General features: G+C 61.7%; 7 protein-coding genes and 1 pseudogene. All 8 read right to left on the reverse strand.

Annotated features, from left to right (window positions below):
• Positions 1-64 precede the first annotated feature (64 nt).
• The 8 genes and pseudogenes from JS531_RS00725 to JS531_RS00760 all read right to left on the reverse strand — a co-directional run bounded on the left by JS531_RS00725 (position 65) and on the right by JS531_RS00760 (position 13,907).
• On the reverse strand, positions 65-1,528 hold the full coding sequence (locus JS531_RS00725; protein WP_214311230.1) for an L-serine ammonia-lyase: 1,464 nt from the start codon (positions 1,526-1,528) through the stop codon (positions 65-67).
• 53 nt (positions 1,529-1,581) lie between these two features.
• Complete coding sequence (locus tag JS531_RS00730) at positions 1,582-2,148, reverse strand: cadmium transporter (RefSeq protein WP_214311232.1); 567 nt, start codon at positions 2,146-2,148, stop codon at positions 1,582-1,584.
• A gap of 141 nt (positions 2,149-2,289) precedes the next feature.
• On the reverse strand, positions 2,290-2,571 hold the full coding sequence (locus JS531_RS00735) for a hypothetical protein (protein WP_214311234.1): 282 nt from the start codon (positions 2,569-2,571) through the stop codon (positions 2,290-2,292).
• Positions 2,572-2,688: 117 nt separating this feature from the next.
• The gene (locus tag JS531_RS10885) at positions 2,689-3,450 is read right to left on the reverse strand and encodes a glycoside hydrolase family 3 C-terminal domain-containing protein (RefSeq protein WP_276313065.1); all 762 of its coding nucleotides are present in this window, start codon (positions 3,448-3,450) and stop codon (positions 2,689-2,691) included.
• A gap of 21 nt (positions 3,451-3,471) precedes the next feature.
• Positions 3,472-4,677, reverse strand: a pseudogene (locus tag JS531_RS10890) (glycoside hydrolase family 3 N-terminal domain-containing protein); the annotation flags it as partial.
• Between the two features lie 125 nt (positions 4,678-4,802).
• Entirely contained in the window at positions 4,803-10,172 is a 5,370-nt protein-coding gene (locus JS531_RS00750) for a carbohydrate-binding protein (protein ID WP_214311240.1), read from the reverse strand.
• Between the two features lie 474 nt (positions 10,173-10,646).
• Positions 10,647-11,594 carry an ROK family glucokinase gene (locus JS531_RS00755; protein ID WP_214311242.1) on the reverse strand — a complete coding sequence of 316 codons (948 nt, stop codon included), beginning with the start codon at positions 11,592-11,594 and terminating at the stop codon, positions 10,647-10,649.
• A 117-nt stretch (positions 11,595-11,711) separates the two neighbouring features.
• Positions 11,712-13,907 carry an FctA domain-containing protein gene (locus tag JS531_RS00760; protein WP_214311244.1) on the reverse strand — a complete coding sequence of 732 codons (2,196 nt, stop codon included), beginning with the start codon at positions 13,905-13,907 and terminating at the stop codon, positions 11,712-11,714.
• Positions 13,908-13,931: the final 24 nt, after the last annotated feature.

Below are 13,931 nucleotides of genomic sequence, written 5' to 3' on the forward strand. Positions count from 1 at the left end.
TAGCACCGAACCGCGCGGCCCGCATGGCCCGTCCGCCCTGCGCGACGTGCCGCCGCGCCCGTGTTCAGCATTCGACGACGTTGACGGCGAGGCCGCCCTTGGACGTCTCCTTGTACTTGGCCATCATGTCCTCGCCGGTCTCGCGCATCGTCTCGATGGCCTGGTCGAGCGTGACGATGTGCGATCCGTCGCCGAGCATCGCCATGCGCACCGCGTTGATGGCGGTGTTCGCGGCCATGGCGTTGCGTTCGATGCACGGGATCTGCACGAGGCCGCCGACCGGGTCGCAGGTGAGTCCGAGATTGTGCTCGATGCCGATCTCGGCCGCGTTCTCCACCTGTTCGGGCGTGCCGCCCAGCACGGCGGCGAGTCCGGCGGCCGCCATCGAGCAGGCCGAGCCGACCTCGCCCTGGCATCCGACCTCCGCGCCGGAGATCGACGCGTTGCGCTTGAACAGGTAGCCGATGGCGCCCGCGGTGAGCAGGAACGTGACGACGCCCTCCTCGTTGGCGTCGTCCATGAAGTGCCAGTAGTAGTGGAGCACGGCGGGGATGATGCCGGCGGAGCCGTTGGTGGGGGCGGTGACGATGCGCCCTCCCCCGGCGTTCTCCTCGGACACGGCGAGCGCGAACAGGTTCACCCACGCGGAGTCGGAGGATTCGAGGACGGCGTCGCGGCGGGAACGGCCGCGTTTGAGCACGTCGGAGTTGGAGGCGAGGCGCTCGTACATGCGCGGGGCGCGGCGCGGCACGTCGAGGCCTCCGGGCAGGACGGTCTCGGTGGAGGTGCAGCCGTGTTCGACGCATGCGCGCATGACGCGCCACACCTTGTCGATGTCGGTCCTGACCTGCACGGCCGAGCGGGTGGCGGTCTCGTTGGCCCAGACGAGTTCGGCGATGCTCAGATGATGCTCGCGGCACAGGGCCACGAGCTCGGAGCCGGAGGAGAACGGGTAGGGCGCGTCGGGACCGAAGTCGGTGCCCGAGTCGCCGCCGTCCTCGTCGGCGAACGTGCTGCCCTCCGGCGGACGCTCGTGGATGCCGATCATCAGGTCGTCGGGTGCGCCCTTGCGGATGAATCCGCCGCCGATGGAGTACCAGACCTGTTCGTCGACGAGGCTGCCGGCCGCGTCGAACGCCTGGAAGCGCATGCCGTTGGGGTGGGCGGCCATGCGGCGCCACTTGTCGAAGACCATGTCGCGGTCGTAGTCGAAGCCGATGCGTCTGGTGCCGGCGAAGTTGAGCGTGTTGTCGAGCGCGCACGTCTCGCGGATCCGCAGCATGTGCTGCGTGTCGACGGTGGCGGGCAGGTTGCCTTCGAGTCCGGCCATGACGGCGCGGTCGGTGCCGTGTCCGAGGCCGGTCAGGGACAGGGAGCCGTAGAGCGTCACCTTGACGCGGTCGGTGCGTTCGACGAGGCCGGCGTCGCGCATCGAGGCGACGAAGGCGTGCGCCGCGACCATCGGCCCCACGGTGTGCGAGGAGCTGGGGCCCACGCCGATGGTGAACATGTCGAGGACGCTGAACATTGGCGGTCTCCTTTCCGTCTGTACCGTCTTACCGTCTGCTTCCCGCCGGCCCGTCAGCCGAGGGCGGAGAACATCATGACGCCGACGACGAGGCCGAGCGCGGCGAGGACGAGCTGTGCGGCGAGCAGGCCGAACGCGAGGCCCTTCCGCGCGGCGACCTTGCCCGCGTACAGCTTCCCGAGGAGGTAGGCCACGAACCCGAACGCCGCATAGTTGGCGGCGACGGCGAGCACATCGCCGTTGGAGAGCACCACGCCGTTGAGCGGCTGGTCGAGCGAGTTCATGAGGGAGCTCATGACGAACAGGCCCCATATGCCGTAGCCGATCGCGCCGACGACGCCGTAGGCGAACGGCTTGAACTTGTCGCGCATGCGCAGCGTGAACGATTCCACGCACCACAGCAGGGCGAATCCCACGACGTACGTGTAGGCGACGGCCACGAGCGTGACGAGCAGGGCCCACGGCAGGAGGGAGGCGACGTTGCCGATCATCGACAGGTAGAAGCCGGAGCATGCGATGGCGCCGACGGTGAGGGCGGTGCCGATGATGACGTTCTGCGCGAGCATGACCGGGATTCCGGTGGCGGTGTCCTTGTCGACGTGGGTCCAGCTGGACGGCATGGCGTTCCTCTCCTTCGCGTTCCTGTGGTCGAAACGAGGGACAAGCCTATATGCCGTATGTTTCAGCGGTTTGTTTCCGGATGATGACGAACGATGGCGGACGATGGAAGTGCCCCCGCAGGGATTCGAGCATATCGAGCTTCAGACAACAGACACCGCCAAGCTCCATACTTGCGGCCAGACAGATGTACTCACACTGACCGGCAACATCCTGCCATTCGGTTTCCTGACCATCATTATCAGAGGATCGTCCCTGAACACAGAACTCGAATTGCTGATCTGTTGGCTTTCGATTTCCTTCCCGATCAGCATGATGCTTACGTGTTGCAACAGGCCATTCTGGAAATCGCCATGCAGACTTCGAAGCTGGAAGAATCCAAGATTGAACTGGAGAGAGCCTTGGCTCTGGCAGAATCCTCTCATGCCTTCCCCATATTGGTCAAGGACGGAGCATAAGAAACAATCCCGCTTCCTATTCCAGATGTCACGGAAGTGCCCGCCCACTTGGCACGGGCACTTCCAACCAGTTTCCTTCGCGGACTAGTTCACTTGGCTTTTGACCAGCCCGGTTCCGTACGGGAACAGTACCGTGTTGGGATCGATATATTTCTTGGTGATGTTGTTGGCTTCTTTCGGCCAGGTAGTCGTCAGGTGCCCGCTGAAGTCCCGATCTGCGGACAGCAGCACATCGGCCACGCCCTCTCCTTCGGAAGCGGGGAACCCGGCCATGACCACCGCATCCACCTGCTTGAGCTGGTCGGTGATGGTCAGCGCTCGGCCCGTGGTCAGTACCAGGACGATGGGCAGGTTCGGATGCGTTTTGCGGATGCTGGAGATCGTATTGATATCCTTCTGCTGTAGTGTTAGTTGATCCGCAGTGCGGTCGCCGGCGTATTCCGCGTATGGGCTTTCCCCGGCGACGACGATGGCCGCATCATAGTTTCCGGTGAATGAACCGTCTTCCTTGAGATCGACGGTTTGTCCGTTCTCTTTGCCGGCCGTCTTGAGGCCCTCATAGATGGTGGTGCCGCTGGTGATGTCGCCAGCCGACCCCTGCCAGGTGATCGTCCATCCGCCGGACTGCATGCCGATGTCGTTGGCGGACGACCCCGCCACGACGATGCGCTTCATGGACGGCAGGCTGTCCATCAGCGTGGAGCCATCATCGGTCGACCTGTTCTTGAGTAGCGTCAATGACTGCGCGACGGCCTCGCGGGCCACGGCGCGATGTGCCTCGCCGCCGAATTGCGCTAGCAGTTCCTTATTTGAGTAGGCCAGCTGTGGGTTCTCCAGCAGACCCATCTCATCCTTCACGTTGAGGATACGGGTCACCGCATCATCGACGCGCGCCATGGCGATATCCCCGGAGTTCACGCCGTCGATGACGGCCTGGCGTGCCGCGATCCACTTGGGTTGGGTTCCCTCGTGTTCGTCCACCATGAGCATGTCTACGCCGGCGTTCACGGCCTTCGCCACTTTCTGGGCGTAGTTCAGGTTGCCCTCGATCTGATCGATGCCGTTGTAGTCGGTTATGACGATGCCGGTGAATCCAAGTCCTCGTTTCAGCACGTTGGTGAGCAGGTCGGCGTTGCCGTGGCATTTTACACCGCCGATGGAGTTATAGGAGACCATCACCGATCTGACGTTCGCGTCCTGGACGGCCGCCCGGTAGGGTACCAGCAGTTCGCTGTCGAGAATCTTCCGGAATGCTTCGCTGTCGTAGTCGAGAGGCACGTCACCTTGGTTGACGCCGTCTTTGGTGATGCCCTCGCCGATGAAATGCTTCGCGGTGGCGATGGCGGAGTCCGAGCCGGCCAGCCCGCTGCCGCTTTCGCCCGCCTGCGAGCCTTCGATATAGGCGGCGCCGAGTTTGGCCGAGAGATCTGCGTTCTCACCGTATGCCTCATAGGTGCGGCCCCATCGTTCGTTTTTGGGCAGTCCCAGCGTGGGCGTGAATACCTAGTTGGAGCCGGTGGCTCGTACCTCGCTTGCCGTGATTGCTCCGATCTGCTTCACGAGTTCGGCGTTTCCGGTTTGGCCGAGGTTGACGTTGTGCGGGAACAGTGTGGCGTCGGCGACGTTGTTGTGGCCGTGTACCGCGTCCACGCCGTACAGCAGCGGGATGCCGGTCTCGTTGATGACGGCGTGCTGGTAGGAATCGGCGCGGTTCGCCCAATCGGATGCGCTGTTGCCTGATTCCGGGGCGGCACCGCCGCCGCTCAGTATGGAGCCGATATGGTATTCGGCGGCTTGTTGCGGCGTGATGTGCCGGGTGTCCGGCTGCATCATCTGACCGACTTTATCTTCCAGGGACATCGAGGCCAGTAATCGTGCGACGCGGTCGTTCCGGGCGGCCACCATGGTGACGGCCGGTTCCGCCTGTGAAGATGCGGGTTTCCGATGAGGGCTTCCGTCGTCGTCTGCCGAGGCCAATGGCACTGCGGCAAACATCAGCGATGCTGAGATCGCCATCGAAAGCAATGTGGTCGCCACTGCGTTGCGGCGTCGGATACGGTTGTGCATGGTCATCCCTTGTTCCTTATCTATAGAACGTTTGGATATTCATATCGAGTTTGGATGCGGCTCATGGCCGCGGCTGAAGGGAACGCCCGGAGACCTGTATTCTTACAGGCCTCCGGGCGCCCGTTCCCCTATCAGCGACGGCGGCTGCGGACGCGCTTGGCTAGCAGAAGCGTCACGCCACCGCAAACGAGTGCGAGGGCGACGGCCAAGGCGACACCGATGGCCGCGCCAGTCTTGCTCAGCGCTGTGTTCGGCTTGCGATCCGAGGACGCACCGTTGCCGCTGGACGGAATGACTTCCTGTTCCAGCCTGTCGATGGCCTGTTGGAGGGCGGATTTTGCCGCCTCGACCTGTTCCTTTGTGGCGTTATCCGAGTCAAGGATGGACTTCGCGGCGGCAATAGCCTTATCGAGGTTCGTCTTTGACGCGGCGGTGAAACGCTTGCCGTCATCTGGCTTCAGCGATTCGGCCTTTTCGACCAGTGCTTCTAGCGCGGACTTGTCGACGGTCGGCTTGGTGGGCTTGTCCTCCTCCTTCAGTCCGTCGAGCGCGGACTGCAATACCCGTGCCGCGTCGTCAACGGTCTGCTGGGTGGCCGTGCCGTCGGCGGAGACTTTGAGCGCGTTGGATAGTGCTTCATCCAGTGCGGCCTTCGATTCGGCGGTGAACTGCTTACCGTCTGCGGGCTTACGGTTCTGAGCCTGTTCGATCAGCTTGTTGAGCTGGGTCTTGTCCACTGTCGGCGGCGTGGGTTGGTCTGCGCTTTGGAGCGTGAGATTGACGTACCGGTAGTTGACCGCGCCTCCTTTGGCCACGATGCGAAGCAGATGTTCGCCTGCGGTGAGTGGGATTTTCTTCAGGCCGGTGGTGGCGTAGCTGTCCCAGCCGTATTGGGGCACGTCCAGCGCGGCCAGTTCGGTGATTGTGCCGTCCGCCGCGACCTCTTCGATCACGGTCGATGCGCTCTGGTCGTTGGTGGCGGCGTTGAGGCTGAACTGGTAGGTTCCACCCTGCTTGGCGTTGATGGAGAACTCTTGGTAGGAATTTTCCTCGCCCCATCCGACGTTACGCGTACTGCCGGTTCCTTGCAGACCCCAGGCCTTGTCGTCGGAGCCGCCAATGATCGCATCGGTGGCGAGTCTCACCTGGCCGGAGGTTCCGGTTGCAGTGCCGACGTCCGTGGCATGGACTTTGGTGAGTCGCAGATCCCAGATGCTGGCGTCATCGGCGGTCAGTGCCACGCGCAGCGTCTGCTCGCCTGCGGCGAGGCGGATCCGCGTACGTCTTTCTCCGGTGTTCGCCACATCCCAGGTGTTCGGCAAGCTCACCGATACCGGTTCCAATCCGGAGCCGGAGATCCTGATCGCGTTCGGCACGGCTTTGGCGTTCACCCAGAAGCCGTAGGTCAGCGTATAGTCGCCTTCCTCGGCGACGTTCAGCGTGTATTCCGCGTAGTTGCCGTTCTTCTGGTTGTTGCTGAGGCTACCGTTGGAGTCAGAGGTCTTGTCTTCGTTCAGGGAGACGGTGTCACCACCGACGGCGATGGGCGTTATCGCCTTGGACAGGGTGAGCTTCAGGCTGCGGTAGTTGAGACTGGTCCCCTTGGTGAGCACGCGGATGCGGTGTTCGCCCTGGGTCAGCTGCACGGTGGCGGTCTGCGTCTTGTAATTGTCCCAGCCGGTATTCGGCACGTTGAGCTGCGTTAGATCGGTTGCCGTGGAGCCGTCGATTGTTTGGATGTGTGCAACGGCGCCGTCGGATCCGGTGGCCGCGTCGAGGGTGATGACGTACGTGCCGGTCTTGGCGACGTTCACCAGGTAATCCTGATAGGAGTCGACCTCGCCCCATCCGATGTTGCTCGGGTTGGAGCCTTGGATGGCCCATGCCTTGTCGGTGGAACCGTTGATGACATCTGAGGGTGCCAGTGTAGCCGGGGAATCGGCGTTCGTCTTCACCGCGTTTGCTTTGGCGATGCGGATGTTCCATAGGCTCGCGCCTTCGGCGTTGAGCTCGAAGCGCAGCGTCTGTCCGCCCGCCTTGAGGTGCAGGCCCGTTTTGTATTCGCCGGTGCCGTTGTACATGTTCGGCAGCGAGATGCTGGCGAGGTTGTCGGTGGCGAAACCGGTGCCTCCGGAGAGTTTGATGGCGTTCGGTACGGCGCCGTTGTCCCATACTCCGAAGGTGATGGTGTAGTCGCCTTCCTCGGTCACGTTCAGGTAGTAGTCCTGATAGTCGCCTTTCTTCTGGTTGTCGCTCAGCGATTCGACGCCGCGATATGGCTTGGCGTTCTCGCCGCCAAGCGTCACCTCCTGCTCGCCGACCGTAATGCCGGAGGGCATGTCGTTGGTACCGTTGAAGGTCAGATCGGCGGACAAAGCGCCTTGGCCGTCGCTGTCGTCGTATCCGTTCGCTGCGACCGTCAAGCTGCCGGCGGTGCTGCCGTACAGCGTTTTCCCGGTCCAGTCGAGGGTAAGGGTGATGGTGTGGGCGTCTTTGCGTTCGGCTTTTGTCAGCGTCGCGTATGCGGCGATATCGCCGGTGAGCGAGACCACACCGTCGTCGGCGACGTGGTCGTTGAAGGTGCCTCCCGTGATGGTCACGTCCACGGACTTGGCCTGATAGCCGATCTCACCTGCGGATAGCGATTCAGGGTCGTTCACTGCGGTGAACGTGATCGGCGCACTGATTGCGGTGCCCGCCTTACCGGAGTACTGGCTGGCATCCACGTTCATCATGGCGGTCATGTCGCTATCGAAGTCGACGTCCGATTCCGTGGTGAAGGTGACGCGCGCCGTGGTATCGTTTACGCGATCGACGGTGTATGCGATGCCGTGGGGCGCGTTGTCGAACGTCCACTTCGCGGGATCAAACGTCTGGACGAATTGGCCGTCGGCCAGTGTAAGGGTGACGCTTTTGCCGGTGAGCGATCCTTCGGTCAGTTGCTCCTGTTCAGCCGTGATGGCGTTGCCGATGACCATCGCCGAGAACGATTGCGCGGCGCGGTCGAGCTTGATGCGCAGGGTGGCGGTGCCCTTGGCGAGCTGGACAGCGGCCTTTGTTCCGTAGGCGTAGTCGCCGAGCTTGGTCTCCGTGCCATTACCGTCCACGGAGTACAGGCTCACGTCGGCCGTGGTGGTGTCGGCTACGGTACGTACATGCCCGGTGACCACGTCCGTGGTTGTGGTGACGTATGCGGATTCGTGAACGGTGGAGCCGTTGTCGCGCGACGGTTCTTCAGACTCATCGTCCATGTAAGGCTCGGCGGGATTGGCGGCGTTGCCGCCTTTCTGGTTCGTGCCGTTCTTCGATGAATCCTCATCAGGCGTTCCATCACCGGATTCTTGCCGGGTGGAATCGCCGCCTGTCTCGGTCTTGGAGTCCGCGCCGGCACCGCCCGCATCGGGGACGGCTTCTGCATCGTTCCCTGAAACGTTCGCGCCGGTGCCGCTGACCATGACGTCATAGGTGTCGGTCTTCTGCACGTTCACTGCGTAATCGAGATGATCGCCATCGGCTATCGCAACGGCCTTGCCGTCGGCGATGCGGACTCCGTAGCGATCGGTGTAGTTCGTCGCGTCGAGTCGTCCGGGAATGCCTACGGTGTCCTGTGTCTTGGTGAAGGCGATGCCGGCATAGTTCACGCCGCCTTCAGGGAAGGCCACGCGTAGAATCTGGATGCCCTTGCCGAGTGTCACCGTGGTCTGGGCGGTGGAGATGGCGGCGTTGTCGGACGAGTAGTGCGCCGTGCCGAGTTCGTTGCCGCCAGAGGACAGCATGACTGGCGCGTTGCGTGTAGAACCGCTCGCGGCGGAGAGGGCGTACACCACCTTGTAAGTGCCGGCTCTGCGCACGTTCACCAGGTATTCCACGGTGCTGGTTTTGTCGAGCCCGGTGATGGCGGTGTCATTTTTGGTGCCGGCGCCGTCGAGGGTGGCGTCGGCCAAGGTCAGGTCGGCGGTCACGTCCTTCACTTTGGTCTGGTCGATGGGCCGCCACCGGTAAGTGGCGACGTTCTTGGCCGGCACGCTGGACACGAACTGTGCACCATTGTTGACGACCTTGAATTGCTGTTCCTTGTCGGTTCGGTTGACGACCACCATGGAGACCTCACCGGTCTTGGGGTTCTTGAACGCCACATTGGTGAGCGTGTCCGGGGAGCCGGCCGTACTGTCCACGCGCACGTCTCCCGGGCGGATGTACCGGCCGAACTGGCTGATAAGGTTCACTTCGGGCGTGTTGATCACGTCATCGGGGTTCTTCGCGTTCTGCACGAATGTGGTGGGATCGGGAGTCCCGACCCAATGATGGGTCTTGCCTTCGCTGTCGAGCATGGAGACCCAGCTGTTGTAGCTCTGCGAGCCGTTGCGGAACCAGTCGACCATCCAGTTCGCACCGGTGGTGCCCCACCAGGAGCGTTCAGTCAGGTGGATGGACTTGTCCGGGTTGGCTTGGCTGAGTGCGCCCATCGTGCTGGCGTTGCCGCCGTAAGGATGGAAGGCTATGCCGTCCACGTTGGCCCAGTCCTCGGGACTTTGCTTCATCTCGCTCACGTAGGAGTCTGCGCCGTCGAAGTTGTGGTCGAACGCCCAGACCTGAACCTGTTTCTCACTATCATTCAACACAGTGCTGGCGGCGAGCTGTCTTTTGATGGCGGTGGCGAGCTTGGCTTCCTGCATACCGGTCATGTGACAACTGGGGTAGTTGATTTCCAACAGGGGCTCGTTCTGCAATGTAAGCGCAGAGACTGGGATACCTTCCTTCTGGTATTCCTCAATGTAACGCACCAGGTACTTGGCATAGTCGTCGGTGTAGTCGCTGTTGAAGTCACCACCCTTGAGCAGCAGATCATTGTCCGCATAGGATGCGCTGGAGCTGGTCGGGGTCTTCATCCACCCTGGCGGGCTCCACGGTGAGGCGAAGAAGCTGATGTCGACGCCGAGGTTCTTGGCTTCGGATTGGAGCGCATGCACGAAGTCGATGATGTGTTCGTCACGGTCCTTCTGAATACTGAATCCAGTGATACCATCGCCGTCCCAATTGGGTTCCGCGCCGTTCAATGTGGCATTCGGGGCGTCGTAGTAGGTGTAGAAGTTCTTGTCGGTAAAGTCGGCGGCGCCGATAGTCAGTCGGAACGAGGTCAGCCCCATGCCGTTGACCGGGTCGAGCAGCGTCCTGATGAATTCAGCGCGCCTGGATTCGCTCATTTTCCACCAGTTGCCCACGGTGGAACCATCCACGGAGGTACCGATGCCGGTGATGGTCTGATAGGTTTTCGTGTCGTCCACTGAGATGTCGGTGATGTTCTCATCGGTGGTGTCGGTGACATTGGTCAGGTCGATGGCATCCTTGGCCGATACTGCATTGCTGACTGTCCAGTCGGGTTTGGATGCGTTCTTATCCGTCAGGTTCCAGAACCAGCCTGACTCCTGCGAGTGTTCCGTCGAGGACATCGTGACCTGGACTCCGCTGTTACGGATGACGATGCCAGTATCGGCCGCCAACGCGGCATTCATTGGGACTAGCATGGCCATCGAGACCGTAAGTCCCGTCAATGCGAGGCCGATTCGCCTTCGTTGTTTCATCATTCTCCTTCGAACTTCCTGTTTTCCATTGCGAGTCACGAACACGTCGCCGTTGAAACACTCCAATGTGCGGATGCGCTTCGTCGTCTCACTATGACACGCCTTTCATGCGCATGAAATTAAAACATTCGCATGAATAGTGCCACTTTATCGCAAAGCGACCGGAAAGTCAAAATTCATTCGAATGAAATTTGGGCGGATGTCACGCAAGCGACTGACAATATTTCACAGCAGGCACTGCAGTTGCGCGGTCGTTTGCGTCGCGGAATGCCAGGCACCGACAATACAGGTCACGAGTACAACAACCGTCGTGGCTGCGGATATGAAGACGGCCGGTACTCCACGCTTATCGTAGAGTACCGGCCGAAAACGGTTCCCGTGAGTATTGGTCATCTAGTCGACTCTCGCCAGATCGGCAGCTCCGATAATGCCTGCCTTGCCGCCGGCCTTGGCTTCCAGGATGTTGGCGTGCTGGCGGTACATGCTGGCCTGTAGGCATCGGTTGAATGCGGTGCTGGCGGGGCCGAGCAGCATGCTGCCGACTTCGGCCACGCCTCCGCCGATGACGAAGGTGTCGGGATCCAGCACGGCAGACAGGTTGGCCATGAGCCGGCCGAGCCAGTCGCCTAGGCGTTCGAACGCTTCGATGGCGGTGGGGTCCCCCTGTTGGGCGGCATCACGCACCATGGGGCCGATGAGTTTGCTGCGGTCGTATTCGCATGCTTCGAGCAGGTGCTGTGATTGGTTAGGTAGGCGCCTGGCGGCCGACCATGCGAACCGTTCCAACGCCGAACCGGAGGCGTATTGCTCCGCGCAACCGAACAGGCCGCATCCGCAGGCTTCGCCGTCGGGGACCATGACCATGTGGCCGATCTCACCGGCCATGCCGAACGCGCCCCTGGCTAGGTGGCCGTCGACGATGATGGCGCCGCCGACACCGGTGCCCACGGTGATCATGATCATGTCCTGGGAGTCTCGGCCGGCGCCGAAGCGGTATTCTCCCCATCCGGCGGCGTTGGCGTCGTTCTCGACGACCACCTTGACCCCGTCTCCGATCAAATCTTCGATGGCATCAGCAAGCGGGTACTGGTTCCATGCCGGCAGGTTCGCCGCGAAGCTGACGGTGCGTCGGTCGGATGCCACGTTGCCGGCAGCCGAGATGCCGATGGACCTGATGTCGCCCTCGTTTTTGCACCGTTGGTAGATGTCGGCCACGACGGCGTTGATGTCGGCGGCATCCTCCGGTGTGGGCACGCGCTGCAGGCAGCGGATGTTGCCTTCCTCGTCGCAGATGCCTCCGGCGATCTTTGTGCCGCCGATATCAATGCCGAGCGTTTCCATGTTGTTTGTCTCCTTGTGGTGTTCGTTGGTTGTGAAAACTGTGGTCGGGGCGCGCATGCCGCCCGGACGTCCCGTTCTCGTCTCTCGTGCGTGCCGGTACGGCATCCCGAATGCGAATCATCGCGTCTTTCTGCTGCGGAGGATTGTCGCCAGCAGCATGAGTCCGGAGGCGACGGCGAACAGTGTCGACGCTGCCAGCATGCTCATGCCAGTCACCGAACCGGTGAGGGGCAGGGCGGCCACCGTCGGGGTCCGCTTGTTGCGGAATGTCAGCGAATCGTCCGTGTAGTTCGAGCCGTCGAGCGTGATTGTCGCGTTCAGTTCGCGTCCGTCTGCGGTTTCCGTGACGGTCACGATGACATGGTGGGTGTTGGGATCGTATTCCACGCCCTGCTGCGCATCGTTGACCTCGCAAACCGTGTAGGTATAAACACCTGTCTTGTCGAATGTGAGCGCATCAAAGGTCACCGACCCGTCGGCGGTGTTTTTCGCGGTGCTGACGACCTGGCCGTCCTTGTCCTTGAGCTGGAACGAGAACCGTCCCTCCTGCAGCGCTATGGGATTGCCGTCGGCGTCAACGAATCGTTTCGTCGCCTTGAGGGTGAAGGTCGCCGGCGTTGGCGGGGCCGGGGGCGGCGTCTGCTGGTTCACGATGGCTTCGCCATTGTTGAACACCGGGCTCTTGGCGTTCGCGGTAATCGTGACGCTATAGCTTGCATCGTTCAGCTCATAGCCGTCGGGGGCTTTGGTCTCTTTCAGCGTGTAGGTGCCGTATGCCAGATGTTCCACGGTGAACTCGCCCGGATGCGGGTTGCCGTCCAATCCCTGGTAGCCGGTCTCGCCGGTGTTGTCGTCGATGGTCTGGCTGTAGTTGTTGTCCGCCGTCAATTGCCATTGCGAGCCGGCGAGTGGCTTGCTCTCATTATCGGAGCCTACTTTCGTCCAGGTCAGGGTGCCGTCGCCTTTCGGAGCGGTGGCCTGGTCGCCGTTCCAAGGGTAGTTGTGGCGTTCCAGGCCGAGGCCGGTTTCACTGGCCACCGGCTGATACAGGAAGATATCCCGCCCCGCGTACATGCGTCCGTTGGTCGTCACTTGGGCGGTGATGGTTTCCGGCGTGATGATGCTGCCGATCCAGCCGGCGGCGGCGTCGCCGGTGATGGCTTTTCCTTCAACGGTATTGACGGTGCCGCTGTTGGACAATGTCACACCGTCCTTGAAGTTCCACATCACGCTTGATGCCGCGTGGCGTAGGGCCGCGTGATTGGGAGTCACGGAATCATCGTTCCAGTATTGTTCCGCCACCTGCACATCATTCTTGGGATCGGTGCCGTTGTTCCACCACACGCGCCAGCCGACCGGTATGGTCGCCGCCGTGGCGTCCTTGGCGTTCACCAGCACCGAGGCGCTGTCCGGGATGTTGCGGAAGGTGAAGTCGATGCCGGTGTAGCCGCCGTTTGCGAATGCGGCGAGGATGGACGTCCAGTCGATTTCGAACACTTGCTGGCGGGAAGTGCCGTCCCCGGTGAGGGTGACGTTCATCTCCTTGTCGAGCTTCAAAGTGGTCTTGCGACGCTGTGCGCCATTATTGCCGGTCCATGATTCGTCCCCGTCGCGCGGCTCGTCGTAGCCGTAGACCGCGTAGGCGTTATCGACGGGGGCTGGGGAAACGTTCGCGCCATTAACCTTAGTCACCGTGGAGCTGTCCGTGGACTTCCACTGGGCATAATCCTCCGACATCGCGGAAGGATTGAAATTGGTGTAGTCGATGCCGTTCACCATCAACGGCGCGCCGCTTTTCGTGACCTGCGTGCCGGGTACGACGGGTTGCTGGTCCGAGTCCAGGGAGACGCGCAATGACGGCTGCCTCTGGTACCAAGGCTCCATCGGTTCGAGTATGTCCGGGTTTTCTCCGCCGTATTGGCCATTGCCGATCGACTGCAACGGCGTGGACCATGCCTTGGAGTCTCCGCCGACGGCGATGACGGTGGCATTGCGTTCCGGTGCCACGCCGGAGCCGAGTGCCACTTCTCCCAGGGTGAAGCCCCAGGCGTTGCCGGAATTGGCATACAGGTTCCTGTTCACTACCGTGAGTCCTTCGGCCTCGGCGGCGTACCCCATGGCCGGTTTGCCTGATGAATCCTGTGTTCCTCCGACGATCATGTCGTTGCCCGCGTAGGTGGCCACGTTGGAATCGGTGGATGGGGCTGCATCCGCTGGCTTCGAATCGGCGTGGGCGATGCAAGTCGTGCTTCCGGCCAGCAACGCCAGCGCTATGGCTCCGGCGATGCCGTATGCTGTTGTCTTTGTTCGCATTGTCAGAATTTCCTTGTATGCAAA

Origin of the sequence: Bifidobacterium sp. CP2 (genome assembly GCF_018555635.1) — a bacterium.
GTDB classification, from domain to species: Bacteria; Actinomycetota; Actinomycetes; order Actinomycetales; family Bifidobacteriaceae; genus Bifidobacterium; species Bifidobacterium saguinibicoloris.